Annotated in this window: 22 protein-coding genes; 13 read left to right on the plus strand and 9 right to left on the minus strand. The window is 66.3% G+C overall.

Annotation, left to right across the window (positions count from 1 at the left end):
- Positions 1-2: 2 nt before the first annotated feature.
- Positions 3-332 (minus strand): DMT family transporter, encoded by a 330-nt coding sequence (locus tag JL100_RS19570; protein ID WP_202679290.1) that lies wholly within the window; start codon positions 330-332, stop codon positions 3-5.
- A gap of 27 nt (positions 333-359) precedes the next feature.
- Positions 360-920 carry a TetR/AcrR family transcriptional regulator gene (locus tag JL100_RS19575; protein WP_202679291.1) on the minus strand — a complete coding sequence of 187 codons (561 nt, stop codon included), beginning with the start codon at positions 918-920 and terminating at the stop codon, positions 360-362.
- A gap of 234 nt (positions 921-1,154) precedes the next feature.
- On the opposite strand from JL100_RS19575, the gene JL100_RS19580 reads away from it, so the two are divergent.
- The 9 genes from JL100_RS19580 to JL100_RS19620 all read left to right on the plus strand — a co-directional run bounded on the left by JL100_RS19580 (position 1,155) and on the right by JL100_RS19620 (position 8,185).
- A complete protein-coding gene (locus JL100_RS19580) occupies positions 1,155-1,892 on the plus strand; it encodes an SDR family oxidoreductase (RefSeq protein WP_202679292.1) in 738 nt (245 codons plus the stop codon).
- A 28-nt stretch (positions 1,893-1,920) separates the two neighbouring features.
- Complete coding sequence (locus JL100_RS19585) at positions 1,921-2,721, plus strand: SDR family NAD(P)-dependent oxidoreductase (RefSeq protein WP_202679293.1); 801 nt, start codon at positions 1,921-1,923, stop codon at positions 2,719-2,721.
- Positions 2,722-2,723: 2 nt separating this feature from the next.
- The gene (gene nthA / locus JL100_RS19590) at positions 2,724-3,386 is read left to right on the plus strand and encodes a nitrile hydratase subunit alpha (protein ID WP_202679294.1); all 663 of its coding nucleotides are present in this window, start codon (positions 2,724-2,726) and stop codon (positions 3,384-3,386) included.
- Positions 3,383-4,039, plus strand: a complete 657-nt coding sequence (gene nthB, locus JL100_RS19595; protein ID WP_202679295.1) for a nitrile hydratase subunit beta — start codon at positions 3,383-3,385, stop codon at positions 4,037-4,039. Before nthA ends, nthB begins: the two co-directional genes overlap by 4 nt.
- Positions 4,036-4,287 carry a nitrile hydratase accessory protein gene (locus tag JL100_RS19600; RefSeq protein WP_202679296.1) on the plus strand — a complete coding sequence of 84 codons (252 nt, stop codon included), beginning with the start codon at positions 4,036-4,038 and terminating at the stop codon, positions 4,285-4,287. The genes nthB and JL100_RS19600 overlap by 4 nt, the downstream gene beginning before the upstream one ends.
- 65 nt (positions 4,288-4,352) lie before the next feature.
- Positions 4,353-5,345 (plus strand): tripartite tricarboxylate transporter substrate binding protein, encoded by a 993-nt coding sequence (locus tag JL100_RS19605; protein ID WP_202679297.1) that lies wholly within the window; start codon positions 4,353-4,355, stop codon positions 5,343-5,345.
- Between the two features lie 15 nt (positions 5,346-5,360).
- Positions 5,361-5,834, plus strand: coding sequence for a tripartite tricarboxylate transporter TctB family protein (locus JL100_RS19610; RefSeq protein WP_202679298.1), 474 nt, complete (start codon positions 5,361-5,363; stop codon positions 5,832-5,834).
- Positions 5,835-5,840: 6 nt separating this feature from the next.
- Positions 5,841-7,325, plus strand: a complete 1,485-nt coding sequence (locus JL100_RS19615; RefSeq protein WP_202679299.1) for a tripartite tricarboxylate transporter permease — start codon at positions 5,841-5,843, stop codon at positions 7,323-7,325.
- Between the two features lie 173 nt (positions 7,326-7,498).
- Complete coding sequence (locus JL100_RS19620; RefSeq protein WP_202679300.1) at positions 7,499-8,185, plus strand: hypothetical protein; 687 nt, start codon at positions 7,499-7,501, stop codon at positions 8,183-8,185.
- Between the two features lie 286 nt (positions 8,186-8,471).
- On the opposite strand, the gene JL100_RS19625 is transcribed toward JL100_RS19620, so the two are convergent.
- Together JL100_RS19625 and JL100_RS19630 are read right to left on the minus strand one after the other, a co-directional pair.
- Positions 8,472-8,924, minus strand: coding sequence for an Rrf2 family transcriptional regulator (locus JL100_RS19625; protein ID WP_202679301.1), 453 nt, complete (start codon positions 8,922-8,924; stop codon positions 8,472-8,474).
- A gap of 115 nt (positions 8,925-9,039) precedes the next feature.
- Positions 9,040-9,582, minus strand: coding sequence for a hemerythrin domain-containing protein (locus JL100_RS19630; protein ID WP_202679302.1), 543 nt, complete (start codon positions 9,580-9,582; stop codon positions 9,040-9,042).
- 421 nt (positions 9,583-10,003) lie between these two features.
- Between JL100_RS19630 and JL100_RS19635 the strand changes: the two genes are divergently transcribed.
- The gene (locus tag JL100_RS19635) at positions 10,004-10,333 is read left to right on the plus strand and encodes a DUF2934 domain-containing protein (RefSeq protein WP_202679303.1); all 330 of its coding nucleotides are present in this window, start codon (positions 10,004-10,006) and stop codon (positions 10,331-10,333) included.
- 104 nt (positions 10,334-10,437) lie between these two features.
- Positions 10,438-11,232, plus strand: a complete 795-nt coding sequence (locus tag JL100_RS19640) for a substrate-binding periplasmic protein (protein ID WP_202679304.1) — start codon at positions 10,438-10,440, stop codon at positions 11,230-11,232.
- A gap of 192 nt (positions 11,233-11,424) precedes the next feature.
- Here the strand turns inward: JL100_RS19640 and JL100_RS19645 are convergent, their stop codons facing one another.
- From JL100_RS19645 to JL100_RS19655, 3 genes are all read right to left on the minus strand, one after another.
- On the minus strand, positions 11,425-12,981 hold the full coding sequence (locus tag JL100_RS19645) for a SpoVR family protein (protein ID WP_407696873.1): 1,557 nt from the start codon (positions 12,979-12,981) through the stop codon (positions 11,425-11,427).
- Between the two features lie 67 nt (positions 12,982-13,048).
- Complete coding sequence (locus JL100_RS19650) at positions 13,049-14,356, minus strand: YeaH/YhbH family protein (RefSeq protein ID WP_202679305.1); 1,308 nt, start codon at positions 14,354-14,356, stop codon at positions 13,049-13,051.
- Positions 14,357-14,376: 20 nt separating this feature from the next.
- Positions 14,377-16,323 carry a PrkA family serine protein kinase gene (locus tag JL100_RS19655; protein WP_202679306.1) on the minus strand — a complete coding sequence of 649 codons (1,947 nt, stop codon included), beginning with the start codon at positions 16,321-16,323 and terminating at the stop codon, positions 14,377-14,379.
- Positions 16,324-17,335: 1,012 nt separating this feature from the next.
- On the opposite strand from JL100_RS19655, the gene JL100_RS19660 reads away from it, so the two are divergent.
- Complete coding sequence (locus JL100_RS19660; RefSeq protein ID WP_202679307.1) at positions 17,336-17,509, plus strand: hypothetical protein; 174 nt, start codon at positions 17,336-17,338, stop codon at positions 17,507-17,509.
- A gap of 19 nt (positions 17,510-17,528) precedes the next feature.
- Here the strand turns inward: JL100_RS19660 and JL100_RS19665 are convergent, their stop codons facing one another.
- Positions 17,529-19,133: an alpha-amylase family glycosyl hydrolase gene (locus JL100_RS19665; protein WP_202679308.1), complete on the minus strand. Its 1,605-nt coding sequence runs from the start codon at positions 19,131-19,133 to the stop codon at positions 17,529-17,531.
- 93 nt (positions 19,134-19,226) lie between these two features.
- A complete protein-coding gene (locus JL100_RS19670) occupies positions 19,227-19,739 on the minus strand; it encodes a hypothetical protein (protein WP_202679309.1) in 513 nt (170 codons plus the stop codon).
- Between the two features lie 227 nt (positions 19,740-19,966).
- Here JL100_RS19670 and JL100_RS19675 point away from each other — a divergent pair, with 227 nt between their 5' ends.
- Complete coding sequence (locus JL100_RS19675; RefSeq protein WP_202679310.1) at positions 19,967-21,709, plus strand: methyl-accepting chemotaxis protein; 1,743 nt, start codon at positions 19,967-19,969, stop codon at positions 21,707-21,709.
- The last annotated feature ends 73 nt before the right edge of the window (positions 21,710-21,782 follow it).

Consider the following 21,782-nt stretch of genomic DNA (forward strand, 5'->3'; position numbering starts at 1 on the left):
GCTCAGTGCGGCAGGGACTTCGAGAAGACGTTGACGATGACGACGCCGGCCAGGATCAGGCCCAATCCCAGGACGGCCGGGGCGTCGAGCGCCTGCTTGAACCAGAAGAACCCGACCAGGGTGATCAGCACGATGCCGAGGCCGCTCCAGATCGCGTAGGCGATGCCGACCGGCAGGGTCCGGAGCGCCAGCGACAGCAGGAAGAACGACGCCCCGTAGCAGACCAGCGTGACCACGACCGGCAACGGCTTGGTGAACTGCTCGGACAGCTTGAGGGCGGAGGTCCCGATGACCTCCAGCACGATGGCGGCGAACAGGATCGCATAGACCACGGCGGCGTTTCCTCCACGCTCGAATTCTCAGGAACGGGTCAGCGCGACCAGCCGGTCGGCGACCAGCCGCCGCGTCTCGGCATCGATGTCGTACAACCCGCAGACATCGGCGAACCACAGCCCGTCGGCCGCCAGCCGGGCGACCAGGGCGCCGACCGGGTCCTCGCACTCCGCCTCATCGACGGCCCGGAAGCCCTTCAGGCGGTCGCGCCAGCCGTCCAGGAGCGACGGATCGGACATGAAGGCGGCGCTGAGCGCCGCCCAGCGCCTGAGCTCCTCGTCCGGCTCGCTCACCGCCGTCCGCACATAGGCCCGGGCGCTGCGCCCGCGCAGGTCCGGATCCTGCGCCGCGATTCCGTCGGCGGTCCGCGCGAAGCGTTCGGCCATCGTCTCGACCATGGCCGCCAGGAGCGCCTGCTTACTGGGGAAATGATGCAGCAGCCCGCCCTTGCTGACCCCCGCCCGCTTCGCGACCGCCTCGATCGTCAGGGCCGCGACCCCCGCCTCCCCCACGAGTTCCCCCGCCACCTCCAGCAGGCGCTGCTGGGTGACTTCGGGCTGGCGTCGGCGGGTGCGGGTCTCGATCATGCTCGTTACATACCGTCCGGACGGTATGTAGGGCAAGCGCGAAGATGGCCTGATCTCTATCGATCGCCGTCCATCTGCGGCAAAAACCTTTCAAACTGCCTCGTGAAAGGAGAGTTGGCGCGAAGCAGGAGTGGACATACCAGTTTACCCGCGCGAAACTGTCCCGGCCCGGACGATCCGGGTGGAGAACAAGCAGACCGTGAACGAACGCGGTTCGCAGGGGGAGACTAAGGTATGCGTTTGTCCGGCAAGACCGCGTTGGTAACCGCGGCGGCCCAGGGGATCGGCCGCGCCACGGCGCTGGCTTTCGCGCGCGAAGGCGCCGATGTCGTCGCGACGGATCTCAATCTAGACAAGCTGAAGGAATTGGAAGGCACCGAGCGGCTGGCGGTGCGCCGGCTCGACGTGCTCGACCCGGAGGCGATCCGGCGGCTCGCGGCCGATCTCGGCGCGCTCGACGTGCTGGTCAACTGCGCGGGGTTCGTCCACAACGGCACCATCCTCGACTGCGAGGAGAAGGACTGGGACTTCTCGTTCGACCTCAACGTCCGCAGCATGTACAGGACCGTGAAGGCGTTCCTGCCGGCCATGCTGGAGCGCGGCCAGGGCGGGTCGATCGTCAACATCGCCTCGGTCGCCTCGTCCGTGAAGGGCATTCCCAACCGGTTCGTCTATGGCGCCAGCAAGGCCGCGGTGATCGGGCTGACCAAGTCGGTCGCCGCCGACTTCGTGACCAAGGGAATCCGCTGCAACGCGATCTGCCCCGGCACGATCCAGAGCCCCTCGCTGGACGAGCGGATCGCGGCCACGGGCGACGCCGAGGCGGCCCGCAAGGCATTCATCGCGCGCCAGCCGCTCGGCCGGCTCGGCACGCCGGAGGAGATCGCCGCGATGGCGGTCTATCTCGCGAGCGACGAAGCGGCCTTCACCACCGGCCAGATCCACATCGTGGACGGCGGCATCAGCATCTGATCCCGTTCAGGAAAATGAGGTCCCAGACATGGCAGACGTGACCGTCGCCGACATCGAAGCCGCCCGCGGGGCGGCCCGCTACCCCAGCCTGGACGGCAGGGCCGTGCTGATCACCGGCGGAGCGTCGGGCATCGGCGCCTCCACCGTGGCGCATTACGCGGTGCAGGGCGCCAAGGTCGGCTTCATCGACCGCGACGAGGCCGCCGCGGAAGGCCTGCTCGCCACCCTGCGCGAGGCCGGGGTCGCCGCACCGCTCTTCGTCGCGTGCGACCTGACCGACATCTCCGCCGCCAGGGACGCCGCCCGGCGGATCGAAGGCGAGCTCGGCCCGATCCGCGTCCTGGTCAACAATGCGGCGCGCGACGACCGGCACACCATCGCCGAGGTCACCCCGGAATACTGGGACGACCGCTTCAACGTGAACCTGCGGCACCAGTTCTTCATGGCCCAGGCGGTGGCGCCCGGCATGGCGGAGGCGGGCGGCGGCTCGATCGTCAATCTCGGCTCGACCTCCTGGTATGTCTGCACCGACGACCTGGCGGTCTACCAGGCGGCCAAGGCCGGCGCCCTGGGGCTGACGCGGGCGCTCGCCCGCGACCTGGGGCCGTCGGGCATCCGGGTCAACCACGTGGCACCGGGCTGGATCATGACCGAGCGTCAGAAGTCCCTGTGGGTGACGCCGGAGAAGCTGGAGGGCAACCTCGCCCGCCAGTGCCTGAAGGAGGAGCTCAAGCCGCACGACGTGGCGCGGATGGTCCTGTTCCTGGGCGCCGACGACAGCCGCATGTGCTCGGCCCAGACCTTTATCGTGGACGCGGGCACCGTCTGACCATGGCGGGCCACCATCACGATCATGACCATGACCACGGCCAGGGGGAGGACGGGCATGCCCACGCGGCTCCGCCCTCCCCGCTGGCCCAGCGGGTCAAGGCGCTGGAGGCGCTGCTGGTCGCCAAGAAGCTGGTCGATCCGGCCTCGCTCGACGCGCTGATCGACACCTACGAGCACAAGGTCGGCCCGCGCAACGGCGCGCGGGTCGTGGCGCGCGCCTGGACCGATCCGGCCTACAAGGCGCGGCTGCTGGAAGACGCGACGGCGGCCATCGCCGAGTTCGGCTTCACCGGCCGCCAGGGCGAGGACATGGTGGTGGTCGAGAACACGCCCCGGGTCCACAACCTGGTCGTCTGCACCCTGTGCTCCTGCTATCCCTGGCCGGTCCTCGGGCTGCCGCCGGTCTGGTACAAGTCCGCCCCGTACCGGTCGCGGGCGGTGCTCGACCCGCGCGGCGTGCTGGCCGAGTTCGGCACCGAGGTTGCGGACGACGTCGAGGTGCGGGTGTGGGACAGCACGGCGGAGCTGCGCTACCTCGTGCTGCCCGAGCGCCCGCCCGGGACGGAAGCCATGGGCGAGGAGGAGCTGGCGGACCTGGTCACCCGCGATTCGATGATCGGCGTGACCCGCGCCAGGACCCCGGTCCGGGGCGAACCGGCATGAACGGCGCCCACGACATGGGCGGCATGCACGGCATGGGGCCGATCGATACCGATCCGGACGACCCGCTGTTCCATGCCGAGTGGGAGCGGCGGGCCTTCGCGGTCACGCTGGCCCTGGGCTTCCACGGGCGGTGGAACATCGACACCTCCCGCCACGCGCGGGAGAACCGTCCCCCGCCGGAGTATCTGGGCAGCAGCTATTACGAGCTGTGGTTCAAGGCGGCGGAGAAGCTGGCGCTGGACACCGGCCTGATCACCGCGGAGGAGTTGGCGACCGGCGTTCCGCGGACGGTTTCCGACACCCCGCCGCCCGACCCGGAGCGGGTCGCGGCGATCCTCCGGAAGGGCTCCAGCGCACGGCTGCCGGACACGGTGCCGCCCCGCTTCAAGGCGGGAGAGCGCGTGCTGGTCCGGGACATCACGACGCCCCGCCACACCCGCGTGCCGCGCTACTGTCGGGGAAGGGTCGGCACGATCGACCGCGACCACGGCGTCTACATCTTTCCCGACACCCACGCCCACGGCGAAGGGACGAAGCCGCAGCATTGCTATAGCGTGCGCTTCACCGGCCGGACCTTGTGGGGCGACGCGGCGCGGGAGAACGACGCCGTCCTGGTCGACCTGTGGGACGACTACCTGGAGCCGGCGCCATGATCGGACCCGGGGACGAGCAGCCTTTCCGGGAACCGTGGGAGGCCCACGCCTTCGCCATGACGGTCAAGCTCCACGAGGCCGGCCATTTCACCTGGCCCGAATGGGCCGCGACCCTGTCGGAGGAGATCGCGGCCGCGCAGGGCCGGGGCGATCCCGACGAGGGACAGACATACTACCATCACTGGCTGCGCGCGCTGGAGCGCATGGTCGTGAGCAAGGGCCTGATAACGCCCGATGAGATGCCTTGAGGATCCCCGGAGGGAACGCGGGATTGTCGAGGAGAGGATAACGAACAAAAAACGGGGGAAAGACAATGAACAGAAGAACCTTCATCCGCACCTGCACCGCGGCCTTCGGCGCCCTGGTGACCGCCGGGATCGCGTTGGGGAGCGCACCGGCATTCGCGGCCTATCCGGAGCGCCCGATCACCATGATCGTGCCCTGGGGAGCCGGTGGCGGCACCGACGCCACCGCGCGGATCATCAGCAGCCTGCTGGAGAAGTCGCTGGGCCAGCCGATCAACGTGGTCAACCGGACCGGCGGCAGCGGCGTCGTCGGCCACCAGGCGATCGCCAGCGCCACGCCCGACGGCTACACGCTGGGCATCGCCACGGTCGAGATCGGCATGATGCACTGGCAGGGGCTGACCCAGCTGACATACGCCGACTACACGCCGCTGGCCCTGATGAACGAGGACCCGGCCGGCCTCCAGGTGGCGCAGGACAGCGAGTACGGCTCGGCCCGCGACCTGCTCGAAGCGATCCGCGCCAACCCGGGCGACATGAAGGCGTCGGGCACCGGCCAGGGCGGCATCTGGCACCTGGCGATCGCCGGCATGCTCGACGAGGCCGGCATCGACCCGCAGGCGGTTCCGTGGGTGCCGAGCCAGGGCGCGGCACCGGGACTCCAGGACCTCGTCGCCGGCGGCGTCGAGATCGTCCCCTGCTCCCTGCCGGAGGCGCGCTCCCTGATCGACGCCGGGCGGGTCAAGAGCCTCGCCATCATGGCGGACAAGCGCAATCCGCTGTTCCCCGACATCCCGACGCTCAAGGAGCAGACCGGCATCGACTGGACCATGGCCGCCTGGCGCGGCATCGTCGGCCCGAAGGGCCTGCCGGATGACGTTTCGGCGAAGCTGACGCAGGCGCTGAAAGATGTCTATGACAGCTCCGAGTTCAAGGACTTCATGAACCAGCGCGGCTTCGGGATGATCTACGCCTCGGGCGAGCAGTTCGGCAGCTTCATGGCCGAGAGCAACGACAGCCTCGGCAAGGTGATGAAGGCGGTCGGCATCGCGAAGCAGTAAGACAAGCTTTCAGCGATGCGAATCAACGACGCCATCCTGGGCGCCGTGCTGCTGGCTTTCGCACTCGCGATCGGCCTCTACGCACGCACCCTTCCGGCGATCCCCGGTCAGGAATACGGCGCCGCCGTGTTCCCGACCTGGATCGCCTTCGCCATCGGCGCCTGCTCGCTGGTCCTGATCGCCGGGGGACTCCGGCGCTGGGCCGAGACGGGCGCCGTCACCCTCGCCTCCTGGGCCCGCTCGGGACACCATCTGCGCGCGCTGGCGATCACCGTGGCGCTGGTGGTCTTCTACATACTGGTGTCGACCCCGCTCGGCTTCATCCCCACCGCCTTCATCACGCTGACGGCCCTGTTCGCCGTGCTCGGCGTGAGGCTGGCGTTGGCGCCCGTCCTCGCCGCCGTGCTGACCATGGTGGTCCATTACGGCTTCTACAGCCTGCTTCGGGTGCCGCTGCCGTGGGGCGTCCTGACCCCCTGGGCGTGGTGACGCCGCATGGACGCGATCCTTCTTGCCTCCCAGATGGTGTTCCAGCCGCAGGTGCTGCTCACCATCGTCATGGCGGCGCTGTTCGGCCTGTTCGTCGGTGCGGTCCCCGGACTGACCGCGACCATGGCGACGGCGCTGCTGGTCCCGATCACCTTCTTCATGGAACCAGTCCCCGCGATCGGCGCCATCGTGACCTGCTCGGCCATGGCGATCTTCGCCGGCGACATCCCGGGAACGCTGCTGCGCATCCCCGGGACCCCGGCATCGGCCGCCTATACCGACGAAGCCTACGCAATGACCCGCAAGGGCCAGGGCGAGCTGGCGCTGGGCGCGAACCTGCTGTTCTCGGCGCTTGGCGGCCTGTTCGGCACCGCCATCCTGATCGTCGCCGCCCCGTCGCTGGCGGAAGTGGCGCTCCGGTTCAGCTCGTTCGAGTATTTCTGGCTGGCCTGCCTGGGGCTGACCTGCGCCACGGTGGTCGGCACCGGCTCGACGGTGAAGGGGCTGGTCAGCCTGCTGATCGGCCTGTTCGTCGCCACCATCGGCCTGAACAACCCGGCGGGCGTGCCGCGCTTCACCTTCGGCAACGTGGACCTGTTGGGCGGGATCGACTTCATCCCGGCCATGATCGGGTTGTTCGCGGTGTCGGAGATCTTCCGCTACGTGCTGGGCATGGCGCCCGACCTGGACGGCGCGCAGACCAAGGTCGGCAACCTGTTCACCGGCTGGGGACGGCTGATGAAGCAGTACTGGCGCCAGTCGATCCGCGGCAACGTGATCGGCATCTCGATCGGCGCCCTGCCCGGGGCCGGCGCCGACATCGCGTCGTGGGTCAGCTACGCCGTCAGCAAGCGGTTCTCGCGCACGCCGGAGAAGTTCGGCACCGGCCATGTCGAAGGCATCATCGAGAGCACCTCGTCCAACAACGCGGCGCTGGGCGGGGCCTGGGTGCCTGCCCTGGTGTTCGGCATCCCCGGCGACAGCATCACCGCGATCGTGATCGGCGTGCTGTACCTGAAGGGGATGAATCCCGGCCCGACGATCTTCATCAATAATCCCCAGGACATCTACGCGGTCTTCCTGATCTTCATCCTGGCCAACATCTTCATGATCCCGGCCGGCTGGGCCGCGATCAAGTCGGCCCGGGTGCTGATGCGGGTGCCGCGGAACGTCCTGATGCCGACGATCCTGATGTTCTGCGTCGTGGGATCGTTCGCCATCAACAACTCGGCGTTCGGCATCACGGTGATGCTGGTCTTCGGGCTGCTGGGCTTCGTGATGGAGGAGAACGGCTTTCCGATCGCGCCGACCATCCTGGGGATCGTGCTCGGCCCCATGCTGGAGGAGAACTTCGTCACCTCGATGATCAAGTCCGGCGGCAGCTTCGCGGGATTCTTCGAGCGGCCGATCTCGGGGACCCTGGGCGTGATCACCCTGGCGATCTGGATCGTTCCGCTGGCCCTGTTCGTCTGGCGGAAGGCCAGGAGCTGAGCCACGGCACTGTTCTTCTTCTTCATGCGCGGGCTCGACCCGCGCATGACGATGAGGGGATGTGAGCGCCGGCAGCGACGCTGATCCCGCCGCGAATGTGGGTTTACCGTCCATTAAGCTTAATGGTCGATAACCAATGGCATCACAGGCTCGAACCGTGCGGAGCTTAGCCGATGTCATTGAATTTCCTGGTTCGGGGCAAGGTGGACAACCTGCCCCAATCCCAGAAGGATGGTGAGACGCGGGCGCTGCCCGCGATCTCACCCCCCAAGCCCCAGCGCGAACGTCTGTCGGGCGTGCCCTCCTCCGCCGAACCGAAGATGACCGACGACCTCCACGCGATCGCGACGCTGATCGGCCAGCTGAGCGACGAGCCTCCCGGGCGCGGCGTCCCGCGGCCGAAGTTCGAGGAGGCGGCGGACCGGGACGACAACGAGGAGGAGGAGGACGGAGTCCTCGAACTTTCCGCAGACAACAGCGCGCACGAGGATCCCTTGTTCGACGAATGCCAAGCTACGCTCGCCCGCCTGGACGCGGCCAAGAACAGCGGCGAGTCCCTGCTGTCCCAGATCGAGGCCTTCTCCGGCACGCTGGAGCGCCAGGCCGCCGAGCTTTCGATGGCCCGGGCTTCCATGGCGAAGCTGGCTTCGGACAATAGCCGGCTGGTCAACGAGAACGACCGGCTGCGCGTGATGCTGCGGTCCCTGCTGGACGCCATCGACGCCGACGCCCGGCGCAACAACGAGAGCATCGCCGCCGCCGAGCGCCGGCTGCGCGACCTGCACCGCCCCGCGGGCGACCGCCAGGGTTCGGAACGGTCCAAGCAGCCCCCCGCCCGCGGGCTCGTCGCCGAGGGCTAGTTTTCCGGCCGGAACGGGGAATCTCCCGCTTCATGTTTTGCAAGGCGTTGGGCCACAGCCCAATCCATCGGTCCGGCTGCCCCAGGGCGGATCGACCTGGTCGGGCACCGCTCCAGCGGGGGCAAGGCAAGCGTTATCAGGATTCTTGCCACAGATTACGGCGATGGACAAAGATACGGACCGAATCATCTGAGGCTATCGCCGTAATCTGTGGCGGATTTTCTTCATTACATGCCGGCTTCGAACAAGGCGGGCCGGATGCGGACCGACCTGATCGGGTACCGCTCTAGGCCCCGGCGGCCCGGTCGAGCTGGAGCAGTTCCGCGAGGCGTTCCCTGGGCTCGACGAGCTGGGCCAGCGTGTATTGGTCCAGCACGTCGAGGAACGCCTGGAGCGCCCGGCCCAGCGCCCCTTTCAGGACGCAGGCGGAGACGATCCGGCATCCGGCGGCACCGTCCGCGTCGAAGCACTGCACCAACGCCATGTCCTGTTCCATCTTGCGCACCACCTCGCCGATCACGATCTGAGCCGCAGGCCGGGCGAGCCGCAGGCCGCCGTTGCGGCCGCGGACGGTTTCGACGAAGCCCATCAGGCCGAGCTGGTGGACCACCTTCAGCAGGTGGTTGTTGGATATGCCGTAGTGGTCGGAAATCTGCTTGATGGTGACCAGCTCATCCTTCCGAACCCCCAGATAGATCAGGACCCTGAGGGAATAGTCGGTATAGGTGGTCAGGCGCATGGCGAACTCCGAGCCGGCCGGATTAATGATGCACCCGATATATAAGTTTTCCCGTGCGGCGGAGTAGCCCCCTTAAGGAGCCCCTCGAGGGAGACGACCCCGCGCCCGGAAAGTTTCAAGCCTCGTTGAGGAGCAATTCCCCCAACTTCTGGTAGTGGGCCTTGCCGCTGGTCAGCGGATCTTCCTGCCGGCCGATCGTGCCTTCCAGCTCCGCCCAGTCTTCGGCGGTCAGGATGCGCGCGGCGGCGGGCAGCACGTCGCCCACCTCCCGCATCATATGGGACCGCTGGAAATCGACGTAGTCCATTGCCGCCTTGACGAAGACGTCGCGCGGCATGGTAGCGTCCTCGATCAGCTGCTCGACCAGCGTGGCGAACTTGGCCGAGACCTGGGGCATCCGGGCATGGTCTTCGAGCAGCGCGTCCACCGCGTCGGCGAAGGCCGGCTCCCGCTCCTTGAGCTTCAGGAAGACCGCGTTCTCCTTGGGATGATGGTAGAGGTCGGGGTACGCCTGGGTATAGTCCATGATCAGGTGCAGCAGATCCAGGTCGGGCGTCTCGGAGTCGTTGAACAGCGTCACCTGTCGATCGATCAGGTGAAGCAATTTCGCTATCGTCCGATGCTCGTCATTGATCGCCGTGATGATTGCAGGCGTCATCGCAAGTCTCCTTCCTGTCTGTGACAGGACGATCTGGCAGTGTCCGGACCCTGCGCGGGTCGTCCGTTGTTTTTTGTGCCAGCCGGGAGTCTATGCCCGCGACGCGCCTGCTGCGATGCGACAAACCGCGCCGATGCTACCGCATGAGGGTGAACAGGATGACCAGCAGCACCAGGGCGCCGCCGATGATCAGGTAAAGCGGATCGATGCCGGTACGCCGCTTCTTCGCGTGCTTCATTGGTTCGTCCTCCTCGGGCCGGGGATGGCGGCTCCTCCGATAATCCTCCCGGACGGGGACCGAATCCAGTGCCATTCAACTCCGGCGGTATTTGCCGAAGACGGCGGGACCATCCCCACGCCGCCCTGTTTCCATCGATGCGGCCTCCAGCCGACCGTACCCTTCTTGACCCAGGAGACCACCATGGACCTCGACCGCATCAGACAGCGCGCCTACGAGATATGGCAGCAGGAGGGGCAGCCCGAAGGCAAGCAGCAGGAACACTGGGAACAGGCCATGCGCGAGGCCGGCGGCGGCCAGGGCCAGGCCGGCGGGGACATACAGTCCGGCGAAGGACTGCAGTCGGGCGCCGACGACGACAAGGCGATGGGCAGCATATCCGATGCCGCGGGCGCCATGCGCGAAGCCTCCGGCGGTCCGGAGGTCGGTGCTGCCGAGGGCACCGATGCCGACCAGTTCGGCAAGGAGGCGGTCGAGCCCGGCGTCCAGGACGAAAGGGGCGGCGGCGCCTGAACGTACCCGCCGCGCGGCGCAGCGGCGGGAAAAGCGTCACACGAAAGTGGTAGCCTCGCGGCCGGTGCATGCCGGTATGCACCTTGCCGCGGGGCGAAACCATCATGACGACACGATTCTTCGCGGCACTCGCCGCGTTCTGCCTGGGCTTGGCTGCCGCCCTGTCCCCGACCTCCTCCCGGGCGGACACCATCACGATGAGCGCCGACTTCTGGTGTCCGTTCAACTGCCTGCCCGGGTCCGACCGCCCGGGCTACATGGTCGAAATCGCCCGGGAGATCTTCGAGGCGGCGGGCCATCGGGTGGAGTACACGATCGTGCCCTGGTCGCGCACCCTGGTGGAGGTCATGGCCGGCCGGACCACCGCGGCGATCGGAGCGAGCCCGTCGGAATCGCGCAATCTGCTGTTTCCGTCGGAAGCCCTCGGCATGTCGGCCAACGGCTTCGCGATGCGGAAGGGCACCGGGTTCAAATTCACGGGGCCGGAGTCGCTCTCGCCCTGGCGTCTGGGCGGAATCCTGGATTATGGCTACGACGACGGCGGTCCGCTCGACGCCTATATCCAGGAGAAAAAGACCACAGACAAAGTCCAGTTGATCAGCGGCGACGAAGGCGTCAGCCAGAACTTGCGCAAGCTGATGGGCGACCGTGTCGATCTGGTGATCGACGAAACGCAGGTGCTGGCCCACGCCGTCGCGGAACTGGATCTTGGCGACCACGTGACGATCCTGGAACCGGACAAGGCGACCCCGATCTATCTGGCGTTCAGCGCGGCGGTTCCCAAGTCCAAGGAATATATGGCGCTGCTCGATGACGGCGTGCGGCGTATGCGCGCCTCCGGCCGGCTGGCGGAAATCCTCGCGCGTTATGGCGTCAAGGACTGGGCGGCAAAGCGCTGACCGGTCCAGGGGGAACGGTCGGCCCTCCCCGCCCGGTCGACGCGATGCGCCGGGCCTCGGCCCAACCTACGGGTTGGCGCGGAGCAATGGCGATGCGGGCCGTCGGGCGTATTGCCCCGACACTTCGATCCTGCTGTCCCGGCCTGGACAGCAGGATGGAAGTCCGTCCGACCTGAAGCGCCGCCGACGTCGTCAGCTCAGCAGCAGCGAACTGGCCGAGACGGTGTGTTCCTTCAGGACCGCTTCGGTCGTGGCGTCCACCTCCACCAGCATCACTTCGTAGCCCCAGAGATTGGCGATGTGGCGGAGCACCGCCCGGGCGTCGCTCTCGTCGAGCAGCACCCGGTTGATCACCCGGTGCTGGAGGATCAGCTTGCGGTCGCCTGCCAAGTCCACGTCGAGGATCTGGATGTCGGGTTCCAGGTAGCCGATGTCGTACTGGCGGGCCAGCGCCTTGCGGACCTTGCGGTAGCCGCGCTCGTTGTGGATCGCCTCGACCAGCATCTCGGGCTCGGACGCGTCGTTCCGCACCTCGAACATGCGCATCTTGCGCATCAGCGCGGGGCTGAGATACTGGAGCACGAAGCTCTCGTCGCGGAAGTTGGCCCAGGCCTCGCGCAGCGTCCCCATGGCGTCGCCGTTGCCGGCATAGTCGGGGAACCACTCCCGATCCTCGTCCGTCGGGTTGGTCGCGATCCGCTCGATATCCTGCATCATCGCGAAGCCGATGGCGTAGGGGTTGATGCCGCTGAACCGGGGATCGTCGAAGTTCGGCTGGAACACCACGCTGGTATGGGAATGCAGGAACTCCAGCAGCGCCCCGTCCGACATCAGCCCCTTCTGGTGCAGCCGGTTCATGATGTAGTAGTGGGTGTAGGTGGCGCACCCCTCGTTCATCAGCTTGGTCTGCTTCTGAGGATAGAAATACTGGGCGACCCGCCGGACGATGCGCAGGATCTCGCGCTGCCACTGGTGCAGGCGCGGCGCCTTCTTTTCCAGGAAGTAGAGGATGTTCTCCTCGGGCAGGGCCAGCAGCGCCTTGCGGCTCTCGACCGCCGAGACCGACTCCTTGACGCCAGGCTTGGTCGGGACCGTCCGCCAGAGGTCGTTGTACATCTTGCGGTTATATTCCTGCCGCTCGTCCTCGCGGCGCTGCTCTTCCCGCAGGTCGAGCGGCTGCTTTCGCGGATAGCGGTGGACGCCGTGACTCATCAGCGCGTGGGCGGCGTCGAGGGTCCGCTCGACGGCTTGATGGCCGTAGCGCTCCTCGCACTTCAGGATGAAGGTCTTGGCGAATTCCAGATAGTCCAGGATGCCCTTGGCATCGGTCCACTGGCGAAACAGGTTGTTGTTCTTGAAGAAGTGGTTATGGCCGAACGCGGCGTGGGCGATCACCAACGTCTGCATGGTCATGGAGTTCTCCTCCATGATGTAGCTGATGCAGGGGCTGGAATTGATCACGATCTCGTAGGCCAGCCCGCGCAGGCCCTTGCGGTACAGGGTCTCGTCCTGCGCGAAATGCTTGCCGAACGACCAGTGCTTGTACATCAGCGGCATGCCGATGGACGAATAGGCGTCCAGCATCTGCTCGGCCGTGATCACCTCTATCTGGTTCGGATAGATGTCCAGACCCATCTCGTCGAACGCGATCCGCTCGATCGCGTCATAGGCGCGCTTGATCTTGTCGTAATCCCAGTCCGCGCCTTCGAAGATCAACTGGTTGCCGTCGTCGAGCATCTGCATGGACATCTGTCGTTCCTTCGGCCCGCCGATGGGGCCCGCTACCTAGGTGTGGCCGCTTGCCTGTAGCCGCTTCTCAGGCCGTCGCGTTCTCCCGCGAGAACAGGTCGCGGAACACCGGGAAGATCTCCCGGCGGGTACGGACCTTGCGCATGGCGATCGGCGCTCCCGGTTTCGCCACCAGCTTGTAGGTCCGCCAGAGATCGGTCTCGCGTCCCAGCGTGGAGCCGAGCGCCCCGCCCAGGCCGCCCTCGTAATCCTGGCTGACCTCGATATAGGCGAAGTACTGGCACATGGGCAGGATCACGTTCTCCAGCAGGGCCGCCGACTTGGCGTTGTCGTTCGACATGTTGTCGCCGTCCGACGCCTGCGCCGCGTAGATGTTCCACTCCGCCTCGGGATAGCGGTCGGCGATGATCCGGCGCATCTCCTCCAAGGCGGTCGAGACGACGGTGCCGCCCGTCTCGGCGCTGTAGAAGAAGGTCTCCTCGTCGACTTCCTTGGCCTCGTGGGTGTGCCGGATGAAGACGATGTCGACATGGCGGTAGCGCCGCTTCAGGAACAGGTAGAGCAGGATGAAGAACCGCTTGGCGAGGTCCTTCATGTGCTCCGTCATGGACCCGGAAACGTCCATCAGGCAGAACATCACCGCCTGGGCGACCGGACGGGGCACCCGCTCGAAGCGGTTGTAGCGGACGTCCACCGGGTCGAGGTAAGGGATCACCTTGCTGCGCCGGAGCTGGCGCTCCAGCTCGCCGCGCAGCTCCAGCAGCCGCGCGTCGTCGGTGCCGCCGGCTTCAAGCTCGGCGATCTCCTGCTCCAGGCGCTCGATCTCCTCCGGCTTGGGCCGGCGGAGCGCTATGCGCCGCGACAGGCTGTTGCGCATGGTGCGCACCAGGTTGAGGTTCGACGGCGACCCGCTGGAACTATAGCCGGCGCGATGCAGCGAGTAGTTCTCCGTCTGCTTGATCTTCTGCTTGACCAGGTCGGGCAGTTCCAGGTCTTCCATGAAGATGTCGAGGAACTCCTCCCGGCTCAGCACGAAGCGGAAATCGTCCTCGCCGTCGCCGTCGGGGCTGCCCTCCGAGCCGCCCCGCCCGCCGCCGCCTTCCGGCCGCGGGATGGTGTCACCTTCCACGAACTCCTTGTTGCCCGGCACCACGTGCTCGCGCAGTCCACCGCTCGCCGAGCGGTGGAAGGACGGCTCGCGCACGCCTCCGGTGGATATCGAGATCTTGTCGCCGTTCTCGATGTCCTGGATGCTGCGCTTGCCCGAGCTGTCGCGCACCGCCTTGACGATCTGTTCCTTGGCGCGGCGCAGGAAGCGCTGGCGGTTTGCCAGGCTTTTGCCCTTGGGATTGAGGCGCCGGTCAATGATGTTCATTTCAGTGAACTTCCCTTCCCTCAGCCGGCCTGCTTCACTCGCATGTACCACTCGACCAGCCGGCGGACCTGCCGTTCAGTGTAACCCCGATCCATCATACGCTCGACGAAGTCGGAATGCTTCTTCTCGGTCTCGCTGTCCTTCTTGCTGCCGAAACTGATCACGGGCAGCAGATCCTCCACCTGGCTGAACATGCGCCGCTCGATGACCTCCCGGATCTTCTCGTAGGAGGTCCATGAGGGGTTCCGGCCGGCGTTGTTGGCCCGGGCCCGCAGCGCGAACTTGACGACCTCGTTGCGGAAGTCCTTGGGGTTGGCGATGCCCGCGGGCTTCTCGATCTTGGTCAGCTCCTGGTTCAGCAGGTCGCGGTTCATCAGCTGGCCGGTGTCGGGATCCTTGAAGTCCTGGTCCTCGATCCAGGCATCGGCATAATCGACATAGCGGTCGAACAGGTTCTGACCATAGTCGTGGTAGGATTCCAGGTAGGCTTTCTGGATCTCGTTGCCGATGAATTCCGCATAGCGCGGCGCCAGCTCGCCCTTGATGAACTCCAGGTAACGCTTCTCGGTGTCCTCCGGGAACTGCTCGCGCTTGATCGACTGTTCGAGCACATACATCAGGTGGACCGGATCGGCCGAGATTTCGGTGTTGTCGTAGTTGAAGGTCGCCGCCAGCACCTTGAAGGCGAAGCGGGTCGAGATGCCCTCCATGCCCTCGTCGACGCCGGCCGCGTCGCGGTATTCCTGCATCGACCGGGCCTTGGGGTCGGTCTCCTTCAGGGTCTCGCCGTCATAGATCCGCATCTTGGAATAGATGCTGGAGTTCTCGTGCTCGCGCAGGCGCGACAGGACCGAGAAGCGGGCCATCATCTGAAGCGTCGCCGGCGCGCAGGGGGCGGCCGACAGGTCGCTGCCCTGGATCAGCTTGTGATAGATGCTCTGCTCCTCGGTCACCCGCAGGCAGTACGGCACCTTGATCACGCAGATGCGATCGATGAAGGCTTCGTTGTTCTTGTTGTTCTTGAAGCTCTGCCACTCCGCCTCGTTGGAGTGGGCCAGGATGATGCCCTGGAACGGCATGGCGCCGATATTCTCGGTGCCGACATAGTTGCCTTCCTGGGTCGCCGTCAGCAGCGGGTGCAGCATCTTGATCGGCGCCTTGAACATCTCGACGAATTCCAGGATGCCCTGGGTCGCGCGGTTCAGGCCGCCGGAGAAGCTGTAGGCGTCCGGGTCGTTCTGGCTGAACATCTCCAGCTTGCGGATATCGACCTTGCCGACCAGGCTGGAAATGTCCTGGTTGTTCTCGTCACCCGGCTCGGTCTTGGACACGCCGACCTGGCGGAGCTTGGACGGCATCAGCCGGACGACGCGGAACTTGGAGATGTCGCCGCCGAACTCGTCGAGCCGCTTGACCGCCCAGGGGCTCATCAGGCCGGTCAGGCGCCGGCGGGGAATGCCGAACTTGTCCTCCAGCACGGGACCCATCTGGTCGGGGTCGAACAGGCCCAGCGGGCTTTCGAACAGCGGGCTGACCTCCTTGCCGGCCTTCAGGGCATAGATCGGCTGGTGCTCCATCAGCGACTTCAGTCGCTCCGCGAGGGAGGACTTGCCGCCGCCGACCGGGCCAAGCAGGTAGAGGATCTGCTTGCGTTCCTCCAACCCCTGCGCGGCATGCCGGAAGAAGCCGACGATCCGCTCGATCGTCTCCTCCATGCCGTAGAAGTCGCTGAAGGCGGGATAGACCTTGATCGTGCGGTTCATGAAGATACGGCCCAGGCGCGGGTCCTTGGCAGTATCCACGACCTCCGCCTCCCCGATGGCCGCGAGGATGCGCTCCGCGGCGGTGGAGTAGATCAGAGGATCGCTCTTGCACGCTTCAAGGTACTCGACGAGGGTCATCTCGACTTCTTTGCGACCCTCGTAGTTCTGTGCGTAGCGTGAAAACAGGTCGTCGGCCGGGAACATCGGTCACTCCTCTGTGAAAGGGTCTCCATTGATCCTGCAGCGCTCGACTGGCTTCATACGTCTACTTCTCCGCCAGGGCTGCCGCAGGCAACGAAAGTCGTTACTCCTCCCCGCCGATCCCTGAGGCTGTTCTTTTCTGTATCGTTACTTCTCCGGACAAGAAAGTTCCCGGCATCATAACGAATTAGCCTAGACCACGGACGGTTCGCGTTCATCGAATCTATATAGCTAGTCTCAAAGAGATTTCTAACGCGTTGCCATAATTGCACGCGCCGGCTTGGCGCAGCGGTTCGAAAGCCGGTTTTTGGAAAGAATGATGCGTCAGCCACTCTGCCCCAAACATCTCCGCATGTTTGCCCCGGAATTGGACTATTCGATGGCAAGACGGAGTATACCGCAGTGCGGTAACTTGAAGCAGCCTTATCGACTGCCCGATCAAGGGCGTTCCATCGGAAGGTGTACGTGTCGGGCGAAACTGGCCGTGGCCGGAACGGCGAACCCTCGGCGCGGCAATCGGACGAAATCGCCCGGCTGATGCTGTGACGGTCTGCGGTTCGTTGCTTCAAGCCGTTCCCCTTCCAGACACCCTGATGGTTAACCGTTACGTTAAGTGGCGTTTCGTTAACAAGGAGTTTCAAACACAAGCGGGCACTGGGGCAAGAGCGGATATGAGCGCACCGTTCCCACCTTGCGGAATATGGGCCGGCCCACGAACACGCACGGTTTCCCGAATGCGTCCGTACTCCAGCCTCCCCCCGTCATTTTCAGCCGATCGGCGCGGGAGCGGCACCACTTCGCGGGTGCCTTCGACCAGTATCTCCGCATGCGCTGTGATTTATCAAACACACCCACGGCGTACTCGTTCCGCCTTGCGCGGCATCCGAAACCGCCGTTAAAGACGAATCTTGCAGTTCGGTGACACCGACTCGATAGACCGGTCGGGTGACACCTTTTGGAACCTTGCAACCCGGCCGCCACGCCCCTGTTGCAGGAATAAAACAGGAGGATGGAAATGGCCGATCCGATACCGAAGCCGGCGCAGGAACACGAGGATACGCCCGATGCCGGCGGCGACGAACAGCCGGACGAGCAGGAACAGACCGGCATCATACCGGGCAAGGTACCGGGTTCGCCCGCCGACCCGCGGGATCCCCGGTTCCCCGGCAGTCAGCCCGACCTCGCCTGAGCAGGGTCCGCCTTAGCCGTCACGGCTTCGCCGGGGCGATGATCACGCCCTCGTCGGCACGCAGGTCCACGGTGGCGCCGTCCAGGGCTTCGGAACGGTCCAGGTGCGTGGACAGGCGGATCCGTCCGCCGGCGAAGCGGTCGGGCAGGACGATCCGGCCCGGCGCCGATCCGAGGTTCAGCGCGACGGCGAAGCGGTCGTCCGCCCAGATGCGCTGGTAGGCCAGGAGGTCGCCCTCGGCCGAGGTCGGCTCGAACGCGCCGGCTGCCAGGGCCGGCTCGCCCCGGCGCAAAGCGATCAGGGCGCGGCACAGGGAGAGCATCGACCTTCGGTCGCCGGATTGCGCCTCCACGTTGATCTCGTGGAAGCTGTCGGAAACCGGGAGCCAGGGACGGCCGGTGGTGAAACCGGCATTGGGCGCGGCGCTCCATTGCATCGGCGTACGCTGCGGATCCCGCCCCAATCCCCTGCCGGGCACGTTCTTCTCGAACGGGTCCTGGACCTGGTCGGGCCGGATGTGGCCGTTCTCCATCCCCAGTTCATCGCCGTAATAGAATGTCGGGGTTCCTCGCAGCGTCAGCAGCAACATCGCGGCGACACGGGCCTGGGCGGGGCCGACGCGGCTGGCGATCCGGGGCTTGTCGTGGTTGCCGAGGACCCAGTTGGGCCATCCCCCGGGCGGCAGGCCCCCTTCGTATTCGTTGATCAGCGCTTCCAGGGTGCGGGCATGCCACGGGGCTTCGATCAATTGGAAATTGAACGGCATGTGCGCGCCGGTCAGGTCGGCGCCGTAGTAGGCCATCAGCCGCTCCAGGGGCAGGTAGATCTCCCCGATCAGCACCCGGTCGTCGTACTCGTCGATCACGGCGCGCATCTCGCGCACCACGTCCAGCACTTCGGGCCGGTCGGCGGTGTAGAGGGGGACGAGCCGATGGAACGGGTCCATGCCCGGCTTCCAATCGGGCGAGACCGGATTGTCTCGGAACTGATCGTCCTTTATCAGATGCCAGATCACATCGACCCGGAAGCCGTCGACGCCGCGCGCCATCCAGGAACGGAGCGCGTCGAACATCGCCTCGCGCACGGCGGGGTTGCGCCAGTTGAGGTCCGGCTGCTCCTTCAGGAAAGCATGGTAATAGTACTGACCTGTTCCGGCGTCGTATTCCCAGGCGCTGCCGCCGAAATTGCTCAACCAGTTGTTGGGCGGGCCGCCGTCGGGCGCCGGGTCGCGCCAGATGTACCAGTCGCGCTTCGCCGAGTCCCGGGAACGCCTCGCCTCGTCGAACCAGGGGTGGCGGTCCGACGTGTGGTTCGGCACGAAGTCCAGGATCAGCCTCAGCCCGCGCCGGTGGACTTCGGCGACCAGCGCGTCGAACTGCTCCTGGGTGCCGAAGATCGGATCGATGCCCGTGAAATCGGCGACGTCGTACCCGAAGTCGGCCATCGGCGAGGGGAAGATCGGCGACAGCCAGACGGCATCGACCCCCAGCTCGACCAGATGGTCCAGGCGATCCATGATGCCCGGCAGATCGCCGATGCCGTCGCCATTGCTGTCCTGGAAGGATCTTGGATAGATCTGATAGACGATGCCGTGCTGCCACCAGGCCGTGCCGGTCTTGTGCATGGCGGAATACCCTTTCCGATACCTGCGGTTCCCTGGGGAAACGCGCGTATCCGGCAAACGGCTCCAACCGTTCCGTCTCCAGCCGTTCCGTCCCTAGTGGATCATGATGCCGTCCGGAAAGGCCGAGCCTGTCGGCATGTCGCGGCGAGGCAGCATCAGGCCCCGTACGGCGAAGGCTTCGGCGAACCGCATCGCCCCTTCCAGCAGGCCGTCGGGATGGGCGACGCCGGACAGCGTCTGCGCCGCGGTCCGGGCCAGCGGCCCGTCTCCCTGCTGGCAGGCGCCGAGGAGGACCAGCAGCAGGGCCTCGTCGTCGCCGACGCAGCGGCAGCAGGGCTGGTGATGGGTGACGGTCCGCCGCGCGGTCCGGCGCAGCGCCTCGATCATCTCGGCCAGCGCCACCGCCGCCTCGCGCGCGACCGGGTCGCCGCAGCGGCGCCGCAGGCCGCGCAGGACCATCTCCCACTGATCCGGCGCCTGATGGCGCACACCCATCACCCAGCGGCGGAACGCCCACACGACCAGGGATTCGGCATCTTCCTGCTCCGGGATGAAATCGAGATCCGGCATGCCGGCGGTGGATCGATCGAGCATCTGGTGCGCCATGGGGCCCCTCTGAAAGTGATAATCACTCGCATTATTCCCTATGCATACTCTTGTTGAGAGTCGTTCGCAACATATCCGGAGGGCATAGGCGCGACAGAGTGGCGCAGCCTCCGCCCCGAACCGCGACGTCGCCCGAGGGATTAACCTTAAATTCGCGAAGATGCGCGAGACTCGCGGGAACAAGGAAAAACCAATACTGCGCCAGGGGTGCAACCATGTTCTCCGGAATGAGCATAAGGCGAAAGATCCTCCTGATCGTCGGTGTTGGCCTGGTCGGATTGCTGACGGTCGCCGCCGCCGCCCTGGGCACCCTGAGGAGTCAGATGTTCGCGGACCGGCAGGTCCAGACGCGCCAGCTGGTGGAGGTCGCCGTCGCGCAGATCGACCATCATGCCAAGCTCGCCGCCGCCGGGTCCATGACGCAGGATGCCGCCAAGGCGGCGGCCCTGGCCGGCATCAGCGCCCTGCGCTATGCGGACGGGGAGTATTTCTTCGTCCTCGACCCCTCCGGCACCGTCCTCGCGCACGGCACCAGCCCCCAGCTGGTCGGCAGGAACCTGCGGGACACCAAGGACGCCAACGGGTTCGCTTTCGTCGGCGAGATGACCCGGCGCGCCATCGCCGAGGGGTCGGCCACCGTCCGCTATGTCTGGCCGAAGGCGGGATCGACGGAGCCGCAGCCGAAGATCGGCTATGCCGGCCACTACAAGCCCTGGGGCTGGGTCGTCGGCTCGGGCCTCTACGTGGACGACGCCGAGGCCGCCTTCCTCCGGATCGGCCTTGAACTGGGAGCGGTCTGCCTCGCCGTCCTGGTCGTCCAGGGACTGATCGCGGCGGCCCTCGCCCGCGCCATCGTGCGCCCGATCCCGGTCATGCAGAACTCGATCGCCGCGGCGAGGACCGGCGACCTGTCACGGGCGGTCGGCATCGACTCCGGCGACGAGATCGGCGCCATGGCCCAGGACTTCAACCACCTGCTGGACAGCCTGAAGGACAGCTTGGGGCAGGTCAGCGAGGCCAGCGGCTCCGTCTCCGCGGCATCGGTGGAGCTCACCGCCTCAGCCGAGGAGATGAGCCGGAACGCGGAGACCATGAACGGCCACGCCGACCAGATCAACAGCGCCGTGGTCGGCGTGGTCGGCGCCGTCGGCGACCTGACCTCGATCGCCGAGGAACTGGCGACCAGCGCCGACGGCGTGGCGAGCGCGTCGGAGGAGATGACGGCGTCGATCCGGGAGGTGGCGCGCCATGCCGCCGCCAGCTCCGACGTCGCCCACAAGGCCTCTTCCGCAGCGGACCAGGCGCGCGAGACGTTGCGGGGCGCCGAGCAGGCGATCCGGTCGGCGGTCGACAATATCCGCCAGCTCTCCCAGAACAGCACGGAGATCGGCGAGGTGATCCAGGTGATCTCCGACATCGCCGAGCAGACCAACCTGCTGGCGCTGAACGCCACGATCGAGGCGGCGCGGGCCGGCGAGGCCGGAAAGGGTTTCGCCGTCGTCGCGACCGAGGTCAAGAACCTGGCGACCCAGAGCGCCCGGGCCGCCGAGCAGATCGCCCACCGGATCACCGCGACCCAGGAACAGACCGAGCGGTCTGTCACGTCCATCGACCAGGTCGCCGACGCCATGGCGAAGGTTTCCGGAGCGATCGGCGCGATCCACGACGTGATTTCCCAGATCGACCGGATCGCCGGCTCGATCGCGGCCGAGGTGGATCAGCAGAGCGCCACCACCAGCGAGATCGGGCGCAATGTCGGGCAGGTCGCGACCTCGGCCAAGGCGGTCGCCGCCGACACCAGCCAGACGGCGATGGAAGCCCAGCTGGTCAGCGAGGCGGTCCGCACGATGGTCTCCATCGCGCAGGGCACCGCGGCCGGCGCCACCGAGACGTCGAGCGCCGCCGCGGAACTCAGCCGGCTGGCGCACCAGCTCGACCAGCTCGTCGGGCGCTACAAGCTGAGCGCCTGATCCCTTCCGGATCCTCGGCGCTGGCCCGCGGCGGATTGTCCCGCTATGGTCCTCCCTTCCGACACAACGACAC

It is taken from the genome of Skermanella mucosa (genome assembly GCF_016765655.2).
GTDB classification, from domain to species: Bacteria; Pseudomonadota; Alphaproteobacteria; order Azospirillales; family Azospirillaceae; genus Skermanella; species Skermanella mucosa.

Bases quoted from the DNA above. Each gene is read 5' to 3' on its own strand.
- JL100_RS19625 (WP_202679301.1), bottom strand. From the start codon at position 8,924: ATGCGCCTGACCACCTATACCGACTATTCCCTCAGGGTCCTGATCTAT.
- JL100_RS19675 (WP_202679310.1), top strand. From the start codon at position 19,967: ATGAGCATAAGGCGAAAGATCCTCCTGATCGTCGGTGTTGGCCTGGTC.
- JL100_RS19650 (WP_202679305.1), bottom strand. From the start codon at position 14,356: ATGAACATCATTGACCGGCGCCTCAATCCCAAGGGCAAAAGCCTGGCA.
- JL100_RS19620 (WP_202679300.1), top strand. From the start codon at position 7,499: ATGTCATTGAATTTCCTGGTTCGGGGCAAGGTGGACAACCTGCCCCAA.
- JL100_RS19600 (WP_202679296.1), top strand. From the start codon at position 4,036: ATGATCGGACCCGGGGACGAGCAGCCTTTCCGGGAACCGTGGGAGGCC.
- JL100_RS19660 (WP_202679307.1), top strand. From the start codon at position 17,336: ATGGCCGATCCGATACCGAAGCCGGCGCAGGAACACGAGGATACGCCC.
- nthA (WP_202679294.1), top strand. From the start codon at position 2,724: ATGGCGGGCCACCATCACGATCATGACCATGACCACGGCCAGGGGGAG.
- JL100_RS19610 (WP_202679298.1), top strand. From the start codon at position 5,361: ATGCGAATCAACGACGCCATCCTGGGCGCCGTGCTGCTGGCTTTCGCA.
- JL100_RS19645 (WP_407696873.1), bottom strand. From the start codon at position 12,981: ATGTCCATGCAGATGCTCGACGACGGCAACCAGTTGATCTTCGAAGGC.
- JL100_RS19575 (WP_202679291.1), bottom strand. From the start codon at position 920: ATGATCGAGACCCGCACCCGCCGACGCCAGCCCGAAGTCACCCAGCAG.
- JL100_RS19655 (WP_202679306.1), bottom strand. From the start codon at position 16,323: ATGTTCCCGGCCGACGACCTGTTTTCACGCTACGCACAGAACTACGAG.
- JL100_RS19585 (WP_202679293.1), top strand. From the start codon at position 1,921: ATGGCAGACGTGACCGTCGCCGACATCGAAGCCGCCCGCGGGGCGGCC.
- JL100_RS19615 (WP_202679299.1), top strand. From the start codon at position 5,841: ATGGACGCGATCCTTCTTGCCTCCCAGATGGTGTTCCAGCCGCAGGTG.
- JL100_RS19630 (WP_202679302.1), bottom strand. From the start codon at position 9,582: ATGACGCCTGCAATCATCACGGCGATCAATGACGAGCATCGGACGATA.
- JL100_RS19640 (WP_202679304.1), top strand. From the start codon at position 10,438: ATGACGACACGATTCTTCGCGGCACTCGCCGCGTTCTGCCTGGGCTTG.
- JL100_RS19635 (WP_202679303.1), top strand. From the start codon at position 10,004: ATGGACCTCGACCGCATCAGACAGCGCGCCTACGAGATATGGCAGCAG.
- JL100_RS19665 (WP_202679308.1), bottom strand. From the start codon at position 19,133: ATGCACAAGACCGGCACGGCCTGGTGGCAGCACGGCATCGTCTATCAG.
- JL100_RS19605 (WP_202679297.1), top strand. From the start codon at position 4,353: ATGAACAGAAGAACCTTCATCCGCACCTGCACCGCGGCCTTCGGCGCC.
- JL100_RS19580 (WP_202679292.1), top strand. From the start codon at position 1,155: ATGCGTTTGTCCGGCAAGACCGCGTTGGTAACCGCGGCGGCCCAGGGG.
- nthB (WP_202679295.1), top strand. From the start codon at position 3,383: ATGAACGGCGCCCACGACATGGGCGGCATGCACGGCATGGGGCCGATC.
- JL100_RS19670 (WP_202679309.1), bottom strand. From the start codon at position 19,739: ATGGCGCACCAGATGCTCGATCGATCCACCGCCGGCATGCCGGATCTC.